This window comes from Shewanella vesiculosa, from assembly GCF_009994065.1.
Taxonomy (GTDB): Bacteria; Pseudomonadota; Gammaproteobacteria; order Enterobacterales; family Shewanellaceae; genus Shewanella; species Shewanella vesiculosa.
In genome coordinates this window covers 32,779-54,139 of sequence record NZ_JAACSD010000003.1, presented here as the reverse complement: position 1 = coordinate 54,139, position 21,361 = coordinate 32,779, and the positions used below count along the sequence as shown (strand labels likewise).

At 40.8% G+C, this 21,361-nt stretch carries 18 protein-coding genes; 6 read left to right on the top strand and 12 right to left on the bottom strand.

Going from position 1 to position 21,361, the window contains the following annotated elements; genetic code table 11:
• The first annotated feature begins 151 nt into the window (after positions 1-151).
• Genes GW828_RS00340 through GW828_RS00330 form a run of 3 tightly spaced genes read left to right on the top strand, consistent with a single transcriptional unit; the run spans position 152 to position 4,421 of the window.
• A complete protein-coding gene (locus GW828_RS00340; RefSeq protein WP_273057306.1) occupies positions 152-1,912 on the top strand; it encodes a purine-cytosine permease family protein in 1,761 nt (586 codons plus the stop codon).
• A 59-nt stretch (positions 1,913-1,971) separates the two neighbouring features.
• Positions 1,972-3,501, top strand: coding sequence for a mannitol dehydrogenase family protein (locus GW828_RS00335; RefSeq protein WP_420542410.1), 1,530 nt, complete (start codon positions 1,972-1,974; stop codon positions 3,499-3,501).
• Complete coding sequence (locus GW828_RS00330; RefSeq protein WP_273057310.1) at positions 3,501-4,421, top strand: carbohydrate kinase family protein; 921 nt, start codon at positions 3,501-3,503, stop codon at positions 4,419-4,421. Before GW828_RS00335 ends, GW828_RS00330 begins: the two co-directional genes overlap by 1 nt.
• A gap of 124 nt (positions 4,422-4,545) precedes the next feature.
• Here the strand turns inward: GW828_RS00330 and GW828_RS00325 are convergent, their stop codons facing one another.
• From GW828_RS00325 to GW828_RS00285, 9 genes are all read right to left on the bottom strand, one after another.
• A complete protein-coding gene (locus GW828_RS00325) occupies positions 4,546-5,922 on the bottom strand; it encodes an anti-phage deoxyguanosine triphosphatase (protein ID WP_273057312.1) in 1,377 nt (458 codons plus the stop codon).
• Positions 5,923-5,931: 9 nt separating this feature from the next.
• Positions 5,932-6,519 (bottom strand): 5'-deoxynucleotidase, encoded by a 588-nt coding sequence (yfbR, locus tag GW828_RS00320; RefSeq protein WP_124014965.1) that lies wholly within the window; start codon positions 6,517-6,519, stop codon positions 5,932-5,934.
• Between the two features lie 105 nt (positions 6,520-6,624).
• The gene (locus GW828_RS00315; RefSeq protein ID WP_182697430.1) at positions 6,625-7,839 is read right to left on the bottom strand and encodes a pyridoxal phosphate-dependent aminotransferase; all 1,215 of its coding nucleotides are present in this window, start codon (positions 7,837-7,839) and stop codon (positions 6,625-6,627) included.
• A 277-nt stretch (positions 7,840-8,116) separates the two neighbouring features.
• Entirely contained in the window at positions 8,117-8,677 is a 561-nt protein-coding gene (gene efp, locus GW828_RS00310) for an elongation factor P (RefSeq protein ID WP_124014963.1), read from the bottom strand.
• 49 nt (positions 8,678-8,726) lie between these two features.
• Positions 8,727-9,914: an elongation factor P maturation arginine rhamnosyltransferase EarP gene (gene earP, locus GW828_RS00305; protein WP_273057316.1), complete on the bottom strand. Its 1,188-nt coding sequence runs from the start codon at positions 9,912-9,914 to the stop codon at positions 8,727-8,729.
• Positions 9,915-10,008: 94 nt separating this feature from the next.
• On the bottom strand, positions 10,009-10,536 hold the full coding sequence (fldA, locus tag GW828_RS00300; RefSeq protein ID WP_124014961.1) for a flavodoxin FldA: 528 nt from the start codon (positions 10,534-10,536) through the stop codon (positions 10,009-10,011).
• A gap of 51 nt (positions 10,537-10,587) precedes the next feature.
• The gene (gene ybfE / locus GW828_RS00295) at positions 10,588-10,860 is read right to left on the bottom strand and encodes a LexA regulated protein (RefSeq protein WP_011637372.1); all 273 of its coding nucleotides are present in this window, start codon (positions 10,858-10,860) and stop codon (positions 10,588-10,590) included.
• 8 nt (positions 10,861-10,868) lie between these two features.
• Positions 10,869-11,090 carry a DUF2788 domain-containing protein gene (locus tag GW828_RS00290; protein WP_124014960.1) on the bottom strand — a complete coding sequence of 74 codons (222 nt, stop codon included), beginning with the start codon at positions 11,088-11,090 and terminating at the stop codon, positions 10,869-10,871.
• 98 nt (positions 11,091-11,188) lie between these two features.
• Positions 11,189-11,962 carry an alpha/beta fold hydrolase gene (locus GW828_RS00285; RefSeq protein WP_182723787.1) on the bottom strand — a complete coding sequence of 258 codons (774 nt, stop codon included), beginning with the start codon at positions 11,960-11,962 and terminating at the stop codon, positions 11,189-11,191.
• Between the two features lie 301 nt (positions 11,963-12,263).
• On the opposite strand from GW828_RS00285, the gene seqA reads away from it, so the two are divergent.
• The 3 genes from seqA (at position 12,264) to GW828_RS00270 (ending at position 15,137) form a co-directional block, all read left to right on the top strand.
• Positions 12,264-12,890, top strand: a complete 627-nt coding sequence (gene seqA / locus GW828_RS00280) for a replication initiation negative regulator SeqA (RefSeq protein ID WP_273057327.1) — start codon at positions 12,264-12,266, stop codon at positions 12,888-12,890.
• Between the two features lie 53 nt (positions 12,891-12,943).
• On the top strand, positions 12,944-14,587 hold the full coding sequence (gene pgm, locus GW828_RS00275; protein WP_182723785.1) for a phosphoglucomutase (alpha-D-glucose-1,6-bisphosphate-dependent): 1,644 nt from the start codon (positions 12,944-12,946) through the stop codon (positions 14,585-14,587).
• 142 nt (positions 14,588-14,729) lie between these two features.
• Positions 14,730-15,137, top strand: a complete 408-nt coding sequence (locus GW828_RS00270) for a hypothetical protein (RefSeq protein ID WP_273057330.1) — start codon at positions 14,730-14,732, stop codon at positions 15,135-15,137.
• A gap of 116 nt (positions 15,138-15,253) precedes the next feature.
• Here the strand turns inward: GW828_RS00270 and katG are convergent, their stop codons facing one another.
• The 3 genes from katG to dacB all read right to left on the bottom strand — a co-directional run bounded on the left by katG (position 15,254) and on the right by dacB (position 21,289).
• On the bottom strand, positions 15,254-17,440 hold the full coding sequence (katG, locus tag GW828_RS00265; protein ID WP_273057332.1) for a catalase/peroxidase HPI: 2,187 nt from the start codon (positions 17,438-17,440) through the stop codon (positions 15,254-15,256).
• 633 nt (positions 17,441-18,073) lie between these two features.
• A complete protein-coding gene (locus GW828_RS00260; RefSeq protein ID WP_124014954.1) occupies positions 18,074-19,486 on the bottom strand; it encodes a TonB-dependent receptor in 1,413 nt (470 codons plus the stop codon).
• Between the two features lie 231 nt (positions 19,487-19,717).
• The gene (gene dacB, locus GW828_RS00255) at positions 19,718-21,289 is read right to left on the bottom strand and encodes a D-alanyl-D-alanine carboxypeptidase/D-alanyl-D-alanine endopeptidase (RefSeq protein WP_273057334.1); all 1,572 of its coding nucleotides are present in this window, start codon (positions 21,287-21,289) and stop codon (positions 19,718-19,720) included.
• Positions 21,290-21,361: the final 72 nt, after the last annotated feature.

Genomic DNA, 21,361 nt, shown 5'->3' with positions numbered 1-21,361 from the left:
TTAGTCATTAATAAGGACGATAAAAATATAAATGGGGTTATTATTTCTACTCAAGCGAAATAATAAATAGTCAGTAAAGGTTATACAGTATCACTTTATCATCGTTTTTAGGTGAGGGTTTTACTTATCTCCTAAACAGGAAATAAAAATAATGACAATAAGTCAACATGAGGCTTCATTCAAACTGATGAATGAAGAGCAACTTCCCGTTGCCAAAAATAAATTGCACGGTTGGAAACATTTTGCAGGTTTGTATGCTGGGGAGCATGTTGCCGCAACTGAATTTGTTATTGGGGCAACGTTTGTCGCTTTAGGGGCGTCGACCATTGATATTCTTTTAGGCTTACTTATTGGTAACCTACTAGCCATGTGTTCATGGTGGCTATTAACTGCACCAATTGCGGTTGAAACGCGTTTAAGTTTATATAATTACTTAAATAAAATTGCCGGCGATTCGATGACTAAGCTTTATAATTGGGCAAACGTGGTAATCTTTTCGGTGATATCGGCAGCAATGATCACTGTATCATCCACTGCAGTTCGCTTCTTGTTTGATATTCCCGCACAGTTAAATTGGTATCCCAGTAGTCTATGGTTTGTGATGATTGTATTAGCCGTTGGCTCAATTGTTGTTGTGGTCGCCATGTATGGTTTCTCGACTGTGGCAGATTTTTCTAAAATCTGTGCGCCTTGGTTATTTGTTATCTTCATCGCGGGTTCTTTTTCGTTATTCCCAGCGTTATCAAATCATGTGATTGGTAGCACCACTCTCAATAGCTGGCAAGATTTTATGACGATAGGTGATAGTTCAATCTGGACGGGCTTAAATGATAAAGGCGAGCCTGGTATTGGCTTGCTCGAAGTGATTGGTTTTGCATGGGCCGCCAATTCAATTACTCATTTTGGTTTGATTGATATGGCAATTTTTCGTTTCGCTAAACGTAAAAGTTATGGTTTATTATCAGGTGTCGGGATGTTCTTTGGTCATTACTTAGCGTGGATCTCCGCAGGTATTATGGGGGCGGGGACTGCCGTCATACTTAAGACCACTATTAGCCAACTCGATCCCGGTGATGTGGCATATCAAGCTCTAGGTTTTTCTGGCTTTGTGATTATTATTATTGCCGGTTGGACTACTGCTAACGCCAATCTCTATCGCGCAGGATTAGCTGCACAGTCGATATTTGTTAAACAATCTCGTGAACGTACTACTGCGATAGTCGGTCTTGTGACCATGGTGATTGCCTGTTTCCCGTTTGTATTTACTCAGATGTTACCCTTATTGACTTACGCTGGTTTATTAGTCGTTCCAGTGGGAGGCATAGTGTTTGCTGAACACGTGCTATTTCCTAAGATTGGTTTAACCCGTTATTGGGCTAAATATCAAAATTTAACCAAGAGCACTCCGGCAATTACATCTTGGGCATTAGCACTCGTGTTTGGTTTTGGCCTAAATACGCTTGATATTATTTCATTTTATTATTTGTTTATTCCTACGTGGATATTCACCATTATTATTTATACTTTATTAGCTAATAAATATGGTGCAGGTTTGGATTATTCTGAACATATTAAAGCTGATGAAATAGAGCAAAAGCAAATTGCACAGTATCAGGATACTATGGCCAAAGGTGATAATCCTCACGTTGAAGACAATAGTAAATTAACAAAATTACTCAATGGTTTTGCATTTTTCTCATTAGTTATGATTAGCATTTTGGCGGCAAGAGTGATGTTTTATAGCCCAACGATGGAGATCTATGCCGTTAATAAATCACTGTTTGAAACCATCTGCCTGGTTTGTACTGTTATTTATTTTAGTTGTTCTTATGTCGCATTAAGAAGACATAAAAAATTAAATTATCATACTGCTGAACCAAGACTTATACGAACAACGGCAAATGAGTCTTAGTCTGAAGTGTTATTTAATTGAAATAACATTCAGTTCCATCATTTATTATTTTATGAGGCATGTATATGCATCACGCTCAACAAGTAAACGTTCCACTTAAGACCTTAAATCAACAATGTTTATCCACTTTACCTAGTGATGTAGATGTACCTAGGTACGATCGTAGTAAGTTAACAGCAGGTATCGTTCACATTGGTGTTGGCGGTTTCCACCGTGCTCATCAAGCGGTATACATTAATGAGTTATTAAAACAGCCGGGCTCTGAATCTTGGGCTATTTGTGGCGTTGGTTTATTAGAAGCCAATCGTAGTTTACGTGATGTGTTGGTTAAACAAGACTACTTATACAGTTTAACCGTGCGTCATCCGAATGGTCAGATTGATCATCAAGTGATTGGTGCTATGATTGATTTTCTGTTCGCACCAGAAAATAAGCAAGCCGTGATTGATCGATTGATACATCAACATACTAAAATTGTATCACTGACAATTACTGAAGGGGGCTATAACTTTAACCCTGCTACGGGTGAGTTTGATTACTCTAACCCAGATATTATTCATGACATGAGTCATCCAGAAGATCCTATTACCGCATTTGGTTATCTAACTGCCGCATTGAAGCAACGTAAAATCAAAGGGATGAAACCTTTTACGGTGCAGTCTTGTGACAATATTCAGCATAACGGTGATATGACTCGTAAAATGCTGTTGGCCTTTGTGAATAAAAACGATATTCAATTAGGCAAATGGATAGCAGATAATGTCTCGTTTCCTAATGCGATGGTAGATCGTATCACCCCAGTGACCACCAAAGCCGACATTGATTATGTTGCCAGTACCTTAGGTATTAATGATCAATGGCCGATCACGTGTGAAGCGTTTAGCCAATGGGTCATTGAAGATAATTTTAGTGATGGTCGTCCGCCGTTAGATAATGTCGGTGCACAATTTGTTGCTGATGTTACTCCGTTTGAAAAAATGAAGATCCGCTTATTAAATGCTGGCCATTCAGTATTAGGTTTATTAGGATCTATCCAAGGCTTTGCCACCATTGATGAGTCAGTATCTGATCCACTATTTGCAGGCTACTTACGCCGCTTTATGGACGATGAAGTCACGCCGTTAATTGAACAACTTGAAGGGATTGATTTAACCCAATACAAAGACACCTTAATTGAACGTTTTGCCAATCCGAACATTAAAGACAGTTTGGCGCGTATTTGCTCAGAAAGTTCGGCAAAATTGCCTAAATTTATCATTGCATCGATTAATGAAAATATCGCCTTAGGCCGCGATAGCTCATTGGCGACTTTAGTGATTGCGGCATGGTGTTTATACAGTGATAAGCGCGTCGATCAGCAGGGGCAGACATTAGCGATTAGTGACCTAATGGCACCGCAATTACACGATTTTGCCAGCAAGACGGCGCAAGATCCGTTGGCTTTTTTACAGTTAAGCGATTTATTTGGTGATCTTTGTCATCAAGCAAGCTTTTGCCAAGATTATCGCCAAGCGATTGCGGCCTTATATGCACCAGAAAGTGAGATTAAAACCATTATGCAAGCAAGATTAGACGCTAAGGAACAGTGATGAACAGTATATTAATCAATCATAAAGCCACCGAAGATATCAATATCAGCTGTTTTGGTGAGGTATTATGGGACTGTTTTCCTGACGGTAAACGAGTTGGCGGCGCGCCGTTAAATGTCTGTGTGAGACTCAACGCCTTGGGGATTAAAGGGGCAATGATCAGTGCGGTTGGCGACGATCAATTGGGTCATGAATTATTGGCTTTCATTGATGAACGCGGCGTTAATCGGAATTGTATCGCCATTGATACCGTAAAAAGTACCAGTACAGTGCAAGTGAGCTTAAATAAAAGTGGTTCGGCGTCTTATGACATCGTCGCCGATACTGCCTGGGACAATATCGCATTAACTGACGCTATCATAGATCTTGTTCATTGTTCAGATGTGTTGGTGTTTGGCAGTTTAATCGGTCGAAGTGCGGTGTCACTTGGTACATTAACCGCGCTGGTAGATTTAGCCAAATTTAGTGTGTTTGATGTCAATCTTCGTGCGCCACATTATCAACTTGAGAGTATTGTCGAGTTAATGAAGCAAGCAGATTTTATTAAGCTCAATGATGATGAACTCTACGAAATCGCTAAAGCCATGGGCTCGCCATTTAATTCACTTGAGCAAAATCTCGAGTTTATTGCTGTCCAAACCCATACCGATTATTTATGTGTCACCAAAGGCAGTCATGGTGCATTACTGAGTATTGCTGGGAAGAAGTATTATAATTCAGGTTATTTAGTCAATGTAGTTGATACCGTTGGCGCCGGAGATTCTTTTTTAGGGTCGTTACTGTATCAATTGTGCACTGATACTAATCCACAGTATGCGATTGATTTTGCTTGTGCAGTGGGTGCTATGGTTGCTCAGTCTCATGGGGCTACGCCACTGCTGACGTTAAATCAAATCCAAGCGTTTATGTACCCAAAGTAAACAGTCCGATGTTTTTTTGTGTGAAGTGTGAGAAGTGTGGGTTATTTCCCCTTATCTAACCCGTTAGCGCTTGGTCGTAATGACCAAGCGCTTTTTTATGGAAACTTAACGGCGGCAATTAATTTTATTGCTCGCTGCTTAACTCCATAATACCCGCTGCTTTTGAACCAAATAGTTGCTGATGTAAGCGACTTGCAAATCCATCTGTCATGCCAGAAATATAATCGGCAATCACTCGCATTGAATTATTCCCTTCATTACGCTCCGCTAACCATCGCTCACGAGTATTGACGGGTAAAAGACGTTCAGGATCTGAGGCAAATGCTTCAAATAATTCCATCACAATTTGTTGGCCTTTGTATTCCAGCATTTGGATTTCCGGTTTACGAATAACGTACTTGAATACTAATTGTTTCAGTACATGCAATGTTGCAGCAAAGTCTGGCTCCAGTTCGGCATTATATTTTAATAAGTCTTCGTCAAACTGCGGATTGGCACTAATACCAATCGCGGTGACGAAACCGTTGACTAAGGTACCGATAGCATCTTTACGTAAATGATGCTCATGGGAAAACAGTTTGCCACCAATGCTAGCCATTTCCGATATCAGCCATTGATCTTTGATTTCAGTTAATTGATCGACCACATCGCGTTGCCACTGATGTTGGTTGACAATCCCCATGACAATGGCATCTTCGAGATCGTGTACTGCGTAAGCTATGTCATCAGCCAACTCCATAATCGAGCAATCAAATGATTTATAGCGTGTTTTTAAATGGGGATAATCAAGGTGCGTATGGCTTTGTTCACTGCTGATAAATAATTGCCTGTCAGACTCGGATAATGGCGCTAATACCCAATCAATAATGGGCTTGTCATCATTAAACAATCCTTTTACCGGCGGCCATTCTGAGGGTTTTAATTGACGGTGATTAACGATATCTGGTCGTTGTTGATCCACAAATAACTGCCCATGAGTTGCGGGATATTTCATTACCCCGAGTAACGTTCGGCGGGTCAGGTTCATTCCCCATGAAGGCGTGTAGGGTTCTAAACGAGTTAAAATCCGAAAGGTTTGCCCATTGCCTTCAAAGCCACCATGATGGCGCATCATGTAATTTAATGCCACTTCACCGCCGTGTCCGAAAGGAGGATGACCTATATCGTGGGCTAAACAAATTGATTCAATTAGGCTCATTGAATTGAGTAAATACCGCAGTTCTGGATATTTCCGCCGTAGTTGAGCAGTAATGCCGGTACCAATTTGTGACACTTCTAATGAATGTGTCAGCCGAGTGCGATAAAAGTCATTCATACCAACGCCAAGCACTTGTGTTTTGGCTTGAAGCCGACGAAATGCAGCTGAATGCAGAATACGGGCGCGATCACGCTGAAATGGACTACGATGATCATTTCGGCGTTGTTTATCTTCACCGAGTAAACGCTGCAGCCAACGACTGTTCTGTTGTGTATCACTGGACTCGATGGTGTTATCAGGCATAAAATTCCTTTACAGCATTTGATTAATTTCGTCTAAATTCAATGTGAAACTTGGAATAAAACACTCACGGAAATAACCTACAGCAGGGTTAGGGTTGTCGTCTAACATTTGTTCTAAACGTTTACGGGCACTATTAAATTCACTATTACCGGCTTTTTGTTCTTCTAAACACTTTAAATATGCGCAAAGTGTATCCGCCGCTTTTACAATGGCCTTATATTGTGGGTCGGCTTCTTCACTGATAAACAGACTGCGATAATCTTCTCTAAACTCAACAGGGACCATTTCCAGCATACGCTGTTCTGCTATAGCTTCTATTTTTTTATATTCAGCTTCGATTTCTTTATTAAAGTACTTTACTGGTGTCGGTAAGTCGCCGGTCAAAATTTCACTGGCATCATGATAAATGGCAATCGCAGCCGCTTTATTAGCATCTAAATCAGTGGCGAATTTTTTATTACTGATGATCACTAAAGCGTGAGCGACCATCGCCACTTGTAGCGAATGCTCTTGAACGTTTTCACGGCGCACGTTATGCATTAACGGCCAACGTTGGATCAGTTTCATCCGTGATAAATGGGCAAATAAATGACTCATGAGACTCCTTACTGCGCTCAATAGTTTGTCTCAGCTTACAGCAGCTTATCGATAAAAAAAAGCGACTGTTCAGTCGCTTAGTATTTTATGGCAGAGATATTGTGTCTATTGACGATAATCTTCTAAGAAATTGCCAAATTCAGTCATTGCTTTAGTTAGATCTTCTTTATACGGTAAAAAAACCACGCGTAAATGATCCGGTTCTGGCCAATTAAAGGCTGTGCCTTGAACTAGCAAAATCTTTTTATTTCTGAGTAAATCTAATACCAAGCGTTCGTCATCGCGTAAATTAAACTTTTTCATGTCTAATTTCGGGAATGCATACAAGGCACCTTGAGGCTTTTTGCAACTGACACCAGGAATTTGGTTAAGTAATTCATACACAGCATCACGCTGAATCGTTAAACGGCCATTAGGTAATATCAGCTCATTAATGGACTGATAGCCGCCCAATGCGGTTTGAATCGCATGTTGATTGGGTACGTTGGCGCACAAGCGCATTGAAGCAAGCATTTCTAAACCTTCAATGTAGCTTTTAGCGGCTTTTAAATTACCCGATAACATCATCCAACCCACACGAAAGCCTGCGGCGCGATACGCTTTTGATAAGCCATTAAAGGTGATAGTTAGAATATCATCAGACAAACCTGCTGCAGGAATATGTTTAGCTTCGTCATAGAGAATTTTATCGTAAATTTCATCAGCAAATAAAATCAAATCGTGCTGGCGACATAGCTCAATAACTTGCAACAACAACTCTTTACTGTACACAGCACCAGTAGGGTTGTTTGGATTGATTAATACTATCGCGCGGGTGCGACTACTAATTTTACTATTAATGTCATCTAAGTCAGGAAACCAATCCGCTTCCTCATCACACCGATAATGCACTGCTTTGCCGCCAGCGAGGTTTGCAGCTGCTGTCCATAACGGGTAATCAGGTGAGGGGATAAGGACTTCATCATCAGTATTGAGCAATCCTTGCATAGCCATGACGATAAGTTCTGACACACCATTACCAATATAGATATCTTCAATATCAACCCCAAAAATACCCTGTGCTTGATAATGTTGCACAATTGCTTTGCGGGCAGAAAATAAGCCTTTTGACTCACAATATCCTTGAGCACTCGGCAGATTTAAAATAACGTCACGCACAATTTCTTCTGGCGCTTCAAATCCAAACGGGGCCGGGTTACCGATATTAAGCTTTAAGATACGATGACCTTCGTCTTCTAAACGGCGGGCTTCTTTGTGCACTGGTCCACGGATATCGTAGCAAACAGAGTCAAGTTTATTGGATTTGATAATGGGTCGCATACTACTCTCAATAACTAAATACGGCTTAAGTTAGCGAACCATAACGAATTTATCGTTATTGTGAAAGGGGCAAATGGGTAAAAATGATAATAATATCAGTCAAAAATACTGTTTTTTGGGCTAAATTAGGCTTTGCTTCAGTGTTTTATGCTATTTACGACGCTGTTTTTAGCGGTGATATAGGGTTTAATAACAAAAAAGCCAGCACGTAGTGCTGGCTTTTAATGAGTTGACTTGTGTTATTACTATTTTACTAATAACCCAAGTTAACTGGCGATTAAACGCGCTTTTTGAACTCGCCTGTACGAGTATCAATTTCGATCTTGTCACCCACTTTAACAAAGTCAGCTACCGTAATAGTACCACCACCAGTAATGGTAGCTGGCTTCATTACTTTGCCTGAAGTGTCGCCACGAGCTGAAGGCTCGGTGTAGATAACTTCACGTACAATGTGAACTGGTAATTCAACAGAAATTGCTTTCTCGTTGTAGAAAGTCACTTGGCAAACGTCTTCCATACCATCAATGATATAGTCAGCAGCATCACCTAAGTTGTCAGCTTCTACATCATACTGGTTGTATTCTTCATCCATGAATACATACATAGGGTCAGCAAAGTAAGAGTAAGTACAATCAAGACGTTCTAAAATGATATCGTCTAACTTGTCTTCACCTTTAAAGGTTTGTTCAGTACCAGAATCTAGCAATACGTTCTTTAATTTTAACTTAACGATTGCAGCGTTACGGCCAGAACGAGTTGTTTCAGTCTTCTGAACAACCCATGGGCTGCCATCTAACATGATCACGTTACCAGGACGGATTTCATGAGCAGTTTTCATTTCACTATTTCCTATATATTTGGACTTTTTTTATTTATAGAGCAGTATCTTAGCAATTGTTAACGAATTGAACGAGTCGACTCGCAAGATCTGCATCATTTAAAGCGTTAATTGGCCATTTAATCGCATGGTGCGTTAAAGGCAAACTAACAGAATTTAACTGTTGCCAGTGCATTACTACCGAGTTTGTATCACCACAGTTGAAGGCCGAATTCACCTCAGACCAAGTGGTAGCAATTTCTGGAGCAAGATTATCGCAGTAAATTTGCATAAAAGCTTGTAATTTTACCAGGTGATAATCATCTTCTTGAGGATAAATGTGCCATATAAAGGGTTTTGCGGCCCATTGAGCACGTAAAAACGAATCTTCACCCCGCACAATATTAAAATCACAGCTCCATAGCAAGCGATCAAAGTCATTTTGATCTGTCATAGGTAATATATGTATGGTTAGGTTGCCAAGAGTAAATTGTTGACCGGGCATCAAATCTGTAATGGCGCAAGGCAATAAACTGGATAAACTATGTAAACTACGGCCTTTAGGGATAAGCGCATGGATGGGCGTTGACGATGCTTGCCATAATTCACACAGCGCAGTTAACGCGGGAGTTTCATAACTGAAAACACTGATTACCCTATCTTGAGCATTAATACCCTGCAAACCTAGTTGCTCGAATAATGCTAATTTATGTTTAGGATCGGCTTGCCATTGATCTCGTTGCTTGAACAATTGTGTTTCACAAATCAGTCCGCCAGTTTTAGGGCTAAATCCTGGAAAGTAAAACCACTTCTTAACACCATTGGGCTGTGTCGATGGTAGTCCATGACAGCCATCAACCCATTTTTCAGCGCTTAAATATTCAAGGTTTAACCAAATAGGCGTCTGAGTATCTGGCTGAATATGTAACTGGCCAATAATAGATTTAACCTGTGATGGTAATTCACAAGCAAAGGCTTCTATTATCACGGCACCAGCTTCATACTCTATTTTAATTGGGGTTTCCCAGTGAAAAATATTCACGCCATTAAATTCCTGCTGGCTTTTTGCAGGATTGAGCAAGGGTAAAATATGAGAAAAACTCAATAGATCGTCGACCCATAAATTAATGGGTATGCCATATTCGCTTGCCAATTGTTTAGCTAAACGCCAAGTTACACCTATGTCGCCGTAGTTATCAACCACGGTACAAAAGATATCCCAATGAGGGGATAATGGGTTTGAATGATGGACTGACATATTAATAGTTACTTAATCGTTAAACCTAAACTATAGGTATAAAAAAGCGGCAATAAAGCCGCTTTCAAGCACAAAACTAATCTGATGATGTGGGTTAGTCTTCTAACTCAGCTAAACACATTTCTTCATATATCTGCTTAACCCAACCGTCAACACGTTCTTCGGTAAGTTCTGGCTGACGATCCTCGTCAATCCCTAAACCAACAAAGTGCTTGTCATCAGCCATGCCTTTAGATGCTTCAAAGTTATAACTTTCTGATGGCCAATTACCAATAATAATGCCACCACGAGCTTCAACGATGTCTCGTATCATGCCCATAGCATCAAGGAAGTATTCAGCATAATCTTCTTGGTCACCACAACCAAAAATAGCGACTAGTTTATCGGTGAAGTCGATTTGCTCAAGTTCCGGGAAAAAATCATCCCAATCACACTGTGCTTCGCCGTAATACCAAGTTGGAATACCAAACATAAGCAAATCGTATTCAGCAATTTGCTCTTTAGTACTCTTGGCGATGTCTTTGACATCTAACATGCTTTTACCCAGTTTTTTCTGGATCATTTTGGCTACAGCTTCGGTGTTGCCAGTGTCGCTACCGAAAAAAAGACCTACAGTTGCCATTGTCTATCCTTTAAATATCTAGTTCGCGTTGTGCGATGTTCTAAAAACGTCTCAGTTGTCGAGTTGCTGTTGCAGAATAAATTCGATTAACTGGCTACGGCTGATGTTACTGTTCAAAGCTTGTTGGTTCAAGGCATCATATAAATCTTGTGACACCTTTAACTCTATTCGTTTTAAACCGTTAGCGCGATCACGCTGAATTTGGTTACGCTTATTGATCTTTAATTGCTGCTCACGAGACAGTGGGTTACTTCTCGGACGCCCACGGCGAGTTTCTGCGGCAAAAAGGTCAATAGTCGTTCTATCTGTTGTTTCTTTTGCCATTGTACTCTTTAACCGATCCCAGAGCCTTCCCAGGTCATCTGAATAATACCTTTTGCAATAAACCCGGCGCAGCCGAGGAATAACACTGCCCAAACAATATATCGACCAAATTTGGGGACGTCACCCTGTTTAAGCACATCATGGATAGCCATGCCGATAAAAAAGAATATCGATGCAAAAAACAGGTTTAAGCCAACCGCTTCAATTTGATCCATGTATTGGTTTAACATACTTCTACCTTCGCGATTAAGTGTCTGGCGAAAAGAGGGCGCGAATATATCACATCAGGATACGATCGGCTATGTACAAAAGGGGAAATATTAAAAATTTACCCTTGGTTTTGTTCAATAAACTCAGACACGATACGGTTAAATATCTCTGGCTTTTGGGCATGTAACCAATGACCTGTGCCATTTAGTGTTTTCGCGCTGGCATGTGGAAATTGACGCATGATCTCATCGCGATGTTCAGCCGTGACATAATTTGACTCACCGCCACGGATAAATAATGCAGGCTTATCGAAATGATTGTCGTCTGTTAACGGTAATGTCCAGCCAATAATACGATCATAAGATTCAATTAGCCCAGTTAAATTCATTTTCCATTCAAAACCGCTATCAGTGCGTTGCAGATTCTTAAGTAAAAACTGCGATGTTGGCTCATCAATACCGGCAGACGTTAAATGTGATAAGGCTGATTTGCGTGTGGTATTGGCGTTTAATTCTAAACTGGTTAGGCCTGCAAACACGATTTGATGTCTTGGGCTGTAAGCAACAGGTGCGATATCGGCAACAACCAAGCTTATAACTCGCTCAGGATGTAGCAGTGCCATTGCCATGGCAATTTTACCACCCATTGAGTGGCCAACCACATGGGCTTGTGTAAGATGTAATTCATCGAGAACATCTATCATGGCATCAGCCAACTGTGGGTAGTCCATCTGATCCCAATGCTCACTTAAGCCATGATTGGGGACGTCAACCCGAATAACTTGATGTTGTTGCTCAAGCACACTACCGAGATTTTTTAGATTATCAAGATTGCCAAATAGCCCGTGAATAAGTAGGACGGCTTCACCTTGACCAGAAGATACGAAATGCATAACGCAATAAGCTCATTGGGACAATTTGTACGGCAGATTTTGCTGTAATGAGCCAATCAAATCAAGTCATCATAACGATAGTGACCATTGTTGATGATATTTTACCCGCCTTTTGATAAATTTTTAAGAATATAGGCCATTTAATGATTTTGTGACTTTATTAGTTGGTTAAGCTTGGCTTACACTGAAGCCATAATTTTTGATCGCATTAGTAATAGGCGATCTGCGCTCCCGAATTACCAAGCGCCAGTCAAATAATGGCGACAGTAGTACAAAGACCGATAGAAAAAGGATGACTCTGATGAAATACATTGAGATTGACGAAGAACTTTATCGCTTTATTGCCAGTAAGACTGAACGCATTGGCGAAAGCGCTTCGGATATTTTACGTCGTTTACTGAACTTGTCAGTTGAAAATGTCGATATAAGTTTACCCGCTTCCATCAGTCAGCCTAGTTTAGAATCTGAATCAGCAGCTAGTCATCATCCGGTTTTTAACCAAGCAAAAGCTGCTGTTGAAAAAATCATTGCTGAACAAAATAGCACCGGCCAATACAATCCTGCAGATGAACAAACATCGTCATCAGCAACGATTGATTTTGATGCTATTGTTAGTCAGCATTTGTTGAGCCAGCAAAAAGGTGCAGTAGGGCGTTTTATGCACTTATTAGCCAGTCTTGAAACCACAGCTCGCAGTGACTTTGATAAAGTACTGAATGTACAAGGGAAAGGGCGCTTGTATTTTGCCCGTTCTAAACAAGCGCTACTCAATTCTAGTCAATCTTCTAATCCAAAAGAAATCGCTGCTAGCGGGTTTTGGGTGACAACCAATAACAATACTGCCAAAAAACAAACGATATTAACTGAAGTATTAGAGCATTTAGGTTGCGATAGTGAACGTGCCAAGAGTATCGCTGAACACATTTAATGTTTGAATTTTGTTGAGAATTATATTTTTCATTTACTAACAGGAGACCATTCGTGGCCATTCACACACGCGCAGGGCAGCAAGCTTTACAAACGGATTTAGTGAATATTCCTAAATTAATGAGTCATTATTATCGCATTATTCCAAACGTGGAAGACGTGCAGCAAAAAGTGACGTTTGGCACTTCAGGCCATCGTGGTTGTGCCTATACCGCTAGTTTTAATCAAAACCACATATGGGCTATCACCCAAGCTGTGGTTGATTATCGTATTTCTGCCAATATTACCGGTCCAATGATTGTTGGTTTTGACACTCATGCACTGTCTTATGCGGCGTTTATGTCAGTCATTGAAGTGTTAACGGCTAACCAAGTCAAAGTATTAATTCAACAAGATGACGGTTTTACCCCGACACCTGTCGTATCTCAAGCAATTGTTCGTGCCAATTCGTCTGCACCTGCTGCCTTAATCGATGGCTTAATCATTACACCTTCGCACAATCCTCCACAAGATGGTGGCATTAAGTACAATCCACCTCATGGTGGACCTGCTGAAGGTGAAATTACTAAAATCATCGAAACAAAAGCTAATGAATATCTAGCCAATCAGCTGTCAGGCGTTAAAAAAGTCAATTACGGTGTCGCGGTTAAATCCGGCTGGATTGATGAAGTCGATTTTATTGCACCTTATGTTGAATCTCTTGCTGAAGTGATTGATATGGAGGCGATTAAAAAAGCCAATATTCGAATAGGTGTTGATCCTTTAGGTGGGTCAGGTATTTATTATTGGCAACATATTGCGACACAATATGGTCTTGATATCACCTTAGTTAATGACAAAGTTGATCCTACTTTTGGCTTTATGCCATTAGATAAAGACGGCAAAATCCGCATGGATTGCTCCTCTCCTTATGCGATGGCAGGCTTATTAGCCTTCAGCGAAGATTATGATTTATGTGTTGGTAATGACCCAGATTATGACCGCCACGGTATTGTGTGCCCGGGATTTGGTTTGATGAACCCGAATCATTACCTAGCTGTTGCGATAGATTATTTAATGACCCATCGTCCGCAATGGTCAGAGTCGTTAGCTGTTGGTAAAACCTTAGTATCAAGCGCGATGATCGACAGGGTTTGTAATGCCTTAGGCCGTCATTGTTTAGAAGTACCAGTTGGTTTTAAGTGGTTTGTTGATGGCTTAGCCCAAAGCACCATAGCATTTGGCGGTGAAGAAAGTGCCGGTGCCGCTTTTTTAAAGCGTGATGGCAGTACTTGGTGTACCGATAAAGATGGTTTTATTTTAGCCTTGCTTGCGGCGGAGATTTTAGCCGTAACCGGTAAAACACCCGCTCAGCGTTATCAAGAGTTAACGACCAAGTTTGGCGAGAGTTTTTATACTCGTATTGATAGCCCTATTAGCCTTAAGAAAAAGGCCAAGTTTGAGCAATTAAATCGTGATAGTTTCACTGACACTCAATTAGCGGGTGAACCCATTACGGCTATTTTAAGCCACGCACCTGGCAATAATGCCGCCATTGGTGGCATTAAAGTCACTACCGAAAATGGCTGGTTTGCTGCGCGTCCATCAGGTACTGAAGCCTTGTTTAAAATCTACGCCGAAAGCTTTATTAGTCAGCAGCATTTGGATGACATTATTACTCAAGCACAGACTATGATTGACCAAGCCTTAAAAGGCTGAGTTTACTGTAAGTTGTTTATTAAATATAAAAAGCACTGATTTTCAGTGCTTTTTTTGCTTCTATTGATGCGATTTTTTTGTCAGTATGGCTTAACTGCTGGTTGTTAATAATTAATGTTAAGTCATTTCAAGGAAGATATTAATGAATAAATATATGTCACTACTTTTTTTACCGGCGATGATGTTAACGGCTTGCCAAACTCAACTTGAAACTGTTCAAGTACCTCAAGCCGTGTTTAATACAAAGGTAATCACTATTGAAAATTCTCAACTTAATCAATATTGGTCATTGGAGCAGATTAAACCTGTAATGTTAAACAAACGTCCTGATTGGTTACCAAGAGGTGCAGGTAAGGGTGAATATTATATTACGATTGACTCAAACGGTAACGAAGTCAGCAAAGAGCTTATTAGCTCGCAGCCAGAGGGCTGGATGACGCAAGCATTAGTCAATAAGATGCCAAAACAGCAGTATGTGCCAGCGGCATCGAATATTAAGCGAGTACCAGTGAAAGTGAAAATGGATTTTGAAGTAAAGCGTATGAATTGATCTTGAGGTTACTTAACCTGTATTGAGCGATTTAACCCAATATAACAACAGGGTAGAATAATACATTCTGCCCTGTTGTTATTTTACAAACTAAACATTATTACTGACGATAGTCACTACGCTAAGTCAAATCGATCAGCATTCATGACTTTAGTCCATGCTTTAACAAAGTCTTTAACAAACTTTTCTTTTGCGTCATCTTGAGCATAGACTTCTGCATAAGAGCGTAAAATAGAGTTTGAGCCGAAGACCAAATCAACACGCGTCGCAGACCACTTCATCTTGCCTGTTTTGCGATCGATGATGTAATACAGGTTATCGCCGGCAGGTTTCCATGTGTATGACATATCGGTTAAATTAACAAAAAAGTCATTCGATAATACGCCTACATTATCGGTAAATACGCCGTGTTTAGTATTGTCATAGTTAGTACCTAGCACTCGCATACCGCCGACTAAGACCGTCATTTCATGAGCGGTTAGGCCCATTAATTGAGTACGGTCGAGCATCATTTCTTCTGGCTGAACAATGTAGTCCTTCTTTTGCCAATTACGATAAGCATCGTGTAATGGCTCTAACACTTCAAACGACTCAATATCGGTTTGCTCTGCAGTGGCGTCACCACGACCGGGAGCAAATGGCACAGTAATCTTAACGCCTGCTGCGTGAGCTGCTTTTTCAACCGCAGCGGTTCCGCCTAGGACGATTAAGTCGGCCATACTCACAGGTTTTGTTAGCCCAGCTTGAATATCAGTTAGGGTATCTAACACTTTATTTAATCTTGTGGGTTCATTGCCTTGCCAGTCTTTTTGCGGCGCTAAACGAATACGCGCCCCATTGGCTCCACCGCGATAATCTGAACCTCGGAAAGTTCGGGCACTGTCCCAAGCTGTCGCCACCAGTTCAGCAATGTTTAATTCACTGGATAAAATTTTAGCTTTAAGCTCAGTGATTTCTTGTTCACTTAAGCTGTAATCGACTTGTGGAATAGGGTCTTGCCAAATAAGATCTTCAGCAGGCACATCAGTTCCAAGGTAACGACTTTTAGGACCTAAATCACGGTGAGTCAGTTTGAACCACGCGCGGGAAAACACCTCTGAGAAATAGGCAGGGTCTTGATAAAAACGGTCTGAAATTTTGCGATATTCAGGATCCATTTTCATCGCCATATCAGCATCGGTCATAATTGGACTTAAGCGAATAGATGGGTCTTCAACATCAACCGGTTTATGCTCTTCCTTGATGTCGATAGGTTGCCATTGCCATGCACCAGCCGGACTCTTTTTCAGTTCCCACTCGTAGTTAAGCAGTAATTCAAAGTAGCCGTTATCCCATTGAGTAGGATGGGTTGTCCAGGCACCTTCGATTCCACTGGAAACGGTATCTCGGCCTATGCCTCGACTGGTTTTATTTAACCAACCAAAGCCTTGGTCTTCTAATTCAGCACCTTCAGGTTCGGCTTGTAAATTGTCGACATTGCCATTACCGTGACATTTACCAACAGTATGTCCACCCGCGGTTAACGCGACGGTTTCTTCGTCATTCATTGCCATACGTTCAAAAGTAGTGCGAATATCATGGGCGGTTTTTAATGGATCAGGATTACCATCAACACCTTCAGGGTTGACGTAAATTAATCCCATCATTACGGCTGCTAATGGATTTTCAAGATCTCTTTCACCAGAATAGCGGCTGTGCTCTGAACCGCTTGGTGCAAGCCATTGTTTTTCAGATCCCCAATAAATATCTGTTTCTGGATGCCATATATCGGCGCGGCCACCAGCAAAACCAAATGTTTTTAGCCCCATAGACTCATAAGCTACGTTACCGGCTAAAATGATCAAATCAGCCCAAGAGAGTTTATTGCCATATTTCTTTTTGATCGGCCAAAGCAGTCTGCGCGCTTTATCGAGGTTAACGTTATCAGGCCAGCTATTGATTGGTGCAAAGCGTTGATTGCCAGTCCCTGCGCCACCGCGACCATCAGCAATTCGATATGTACCTGCAGAATGCCAAGCCATGCGGATCATTAATCCACCATAATGGCCCCAATCTGCTGGCCACCAATCCTTACTGTCTGTCATTAAAGTGGTTAAATCGTGTTTTACAGCAGCGAGATCGAGGCTTTTGAATGCTTCGCTGTAATTAAACGTCGGATCCATTGGATCCGTCTTTTTGTCATGCTGATGGAGAATATCGAGATTGATCGCTTTAGGCCACCAATCCATGTTATGGCTATCGTTTGAAGTATTGCTGCCATGCATAACAGGGCACTTACCTTGACTATGTTGTACTTTGTCCATGAGATTTCCCTTTATCACTAGAGTAGCTTAATTTTGATATATCATTGGATGACAAGCTCAGGCTAACTGACTGTGGTTACTAATTAAAGCGACTTTTTCCGGTTCAGTTAATCGCTTTTATTGATACATAAAAGTAAGCCGTTGATTCAAGTTTGCGCTAACGTAATAAACTCAGTCTAGTTATCAATACCATAAATGCACCAGTAAATAACATCATGATGGAAATATACCGTCGGTTTTGCCAAGTCATAATGTTTACACTGTTTATCAACAAGCCCTAATGAGAGCCAAGATTAACACCATTAACCTTTTTTAAAGCCGCTGTGACTGACATGTTTTATGCCAATGCCATTTAGTGGGTAGGTTTAAATACATCATTAGCCTTAACGATAAGCATTGTTAAGGCAATTATCTGGATGTAGAACCAGTTCTTATTGCATTGAGGAAGTAAAAATAGATGAGTTTTATTAACGGCTAGCGCATTGTCTAGGTGATACACATAAAAATGGCTAACCCAATACAGGTTAGCCATTGAAGCGATAATACACTATAGCAGTTGTGCCAAAAGGTTGTTGCTTTACAGTGATCAATAATCTTTAAATCAAATACTTAAGGGTGACTGTTGGTAGGATTTTATCCACGATAACCAAATAATTTTTGTTCCATGATTGCTTTGCTTACGGCTTCCGGAACGGCGTTAATCCAATCGCCTTGACCGCGGCAAATTTGTTGTAAAATTTCTCGCGAGAAAATATTAAATAAATCAGGGTTGCTCGACTCAATACTGGTGATAAAGCCATTATCGAGAACATGACGGAATAAATAGCGCAGATTATTGGGGACACTAATGGTCGTTAAGTTATTTAGATCACCTTTTTCATCTCGTTCAGGGTAAACGAACAAGCGCGTGTTATCGGGGAATAATTTACCGAATGCTTCGAGTATTCCGCCTTCCATTCCACGATAATATTCTTCATCAAAAATTTGTTTAATATTAACCATACCGACCACAATGCCGATTTGTAATTGGGTGTATTGGCGGAAATAGGCTCGTAACGAGAAATATCGGGTATAGTCGGACACCATGACATTGTAGCCGAGTAAATTAAGTAACTTGACCCGTTCCATAATGTCTTTTTCAGACATGTTGGCATCTTTACCGCTCAAGTCATTTAAGGATATTTCAGCAATCAATACGGTACTTTTATCTGTTACACCATCGAGTAAGGAAAAGGCTTTATAGCCTTGTTCGATCATATCGACATTAAGTTTTGTTACTGGCTTAAATGAACCTCGAATGGTTAATACGTTCTTTTTGTAAAGCATGTCAGCAGGAACTGCGACACTGCCATCCGCTTTAAACATAATGGCGCGCGTTTTCCAACTGCGAATAAGATGAATATTCTTGGCTTGATTGTCGACATCTTCAAAGTAGGGCCCTTGAAAGTCGATACAATCAATCTCTATTCGATTAGCTTTCATGTTATCGGTTAATGAATCGATAATCATTTTCGGATCTTCAAAATAGTAATAACTGGCGTAAATGAGGTTGACCCCTAAAATCCCTAATGCTTGTTGTTGTGCTTCAGCGGTATCGTCAAACATACGCACATGAACAACAATATTAGACGGCTCTGCCCCCGGGTACATTTGAATTCGCACACCACACCATGCATGACATTCATTTTTACGATTAAAGCTCTTGGCTGAGACAGTTGCTGCGTAGGTAAAATAACGCGAAGACTTAGAACGAATGGCACCAACACGGTCAACAACGAGATCAAACTCTTGCTCCATCATTGCCAATACGCGTGCTTTACTGACATAACGACCATCTTCTTGAACACCATAAATAGCGTCAGAAAATTTCATATCATAGGCCGACATGGTTTTCGCTATCGTACCCGCAGCAGCACCAGCGACAAAAAAGTTACGTGCGACTTCTTGTCCTGCACCAATTTCAACTATAGTGCCGTACTTTTTTTCGTCTAGGTTTAAACGAAGAGCTTTTTCTTTTGTGCCACGGGAACTGACTTGCTTATCCATAATATCTCCACACGATAAAACATTGGTATCTTAAGATTACTGCTAACAATGTTATAGCAAGTTAAAATATCCGCTAGTGCTGAAAGGATATTTGTGGCGATAAATTAATAATTTAACCTTTTTGAATAGCTTATAGATGTTTATTGCGACACTTTTGAGCATCGTCAACCGTGAGGAGCGCGTTAATAGCATGATTGCCGCAACCATACACGTTGCGGCTTTATAACTTTATTATCTAGGTACATCCATCATGGTTTGTAAAAATACTGCAGAAAAGGGGGCTTTTTGCTGTTTTTTAATTTGAGGACTTAAGCCATTTTCAAACAACACAAATAAATAGTTATGACCATTACTCACATTCACTCTACCGGCCAAGTTTGCAATTCCTAGCATACTGCCGGTTTTTGCAAATACATGATGTTTGAGTGGTGATTTATTAAAATAACGTTTGTAGCGTAAGGTGCCACTGACACCTGACTCTGGAAGTAAATCGAGCAAGAATCGGTATTCTGGTTGTTGATATATGACGGTGAGTACACTTAATACGTGTTCTGGTGTGAGCAAGTTATAGCGTGATAAACCTGAACCATCGGCAATGTTTGCCGTCGATAAGTCGATACCTATCGAGTACAGAATGGTTTTCAATGCCTGGCCACTGCGAGCAAAGTCGCTTGGGGTTTGATAATACACCTCACCGAGTTTTTTTAATAAACTGTCGGCAATTAAATTATCTGATTCGAGTAACATGGTTTCTAGCAATTGCGGTAAAGCATCAGATTGGTGGCTGGCAATAACTTGTCGTTGCGCCATAAACTTGGGCTGCTTGTTCATCTTAATTGTCGTAATGGGGTGGTTATAGCGAATTCCTAAAGATTCGAGTTGTTTAGCTATGATGTGCTGAGCGTAAATTTGCGGATCGCTAATGGCTATTGCTAAAGGTAATGACTTAGCTCCGACATGACAACCGCTTAGGTGATAGCGATTATTATCGAAACGACTTAAGGTTAACTGACACTGGGGTACTGACTCAGTGAGGTATGCAGGCAGAGCATTGGTCACTGGTAATGTAACAGCGGGCTTTACCACTGGGTTGTCTATGGTAGGTGAAACAAAATATGCGTCATTAGTGATGTCAATTGGGCGATTTCCCATCATGGTGATTTTCGCCACTTTATTGTAACCATTGGTGGATAATCGACCATAGACGCAATTTTTATTAATGATAAAAGGTGAGATTGGCGCAGCGTAGCAAATTCCTAAATCGTCCCATACCCAGCCAGGTGCCTGTAATTGGCTGTCTTGTTCGCTCGCCAACATAATATTCCCGGTAAGTTTTGTGATCCCCAACGTGCTTAAGGAACCAAGAAGTTGATGTAAATCTTGGAATGTTAAGGTTGGATCGCCACTGAATTCGATATAAATGTCACCAGAATAAATCCCATTGTTAATCTGAGTTTTATCCAGCGGTTGATCGGCTAAGGTTGTGAGTTGGGTTTGATAGCTAAATTGTTTACCGAGTTGCTTGGTTGCTGCCAATGCGGTTAACAGTTTTTGAACACTAGCAGGTTGCATTAATGATTGATTATTATATTGAAATACTGTCTTTTGACTGGTCATATCCCACACGGTAATGCCCAGCTGTGAATGTATCGGTTTTAATAGTTGCAACATATTATCAAGATACAGGGCTGTGGGTTGTTGATTAATATTCTCTAGGGGTGAAGAAGGTATCTGTGGTTGCACCACCGCTGGTTGAGTAAGCGGCTCGACTGCGCTGACGGTATTTGGCAGGCAGATGATCATCAAAGACCCTAATAGAAATAAACTACGCCTCAGCCATAAAGGTTGTTGCCTATGAGATGAATGAGGCCGTGG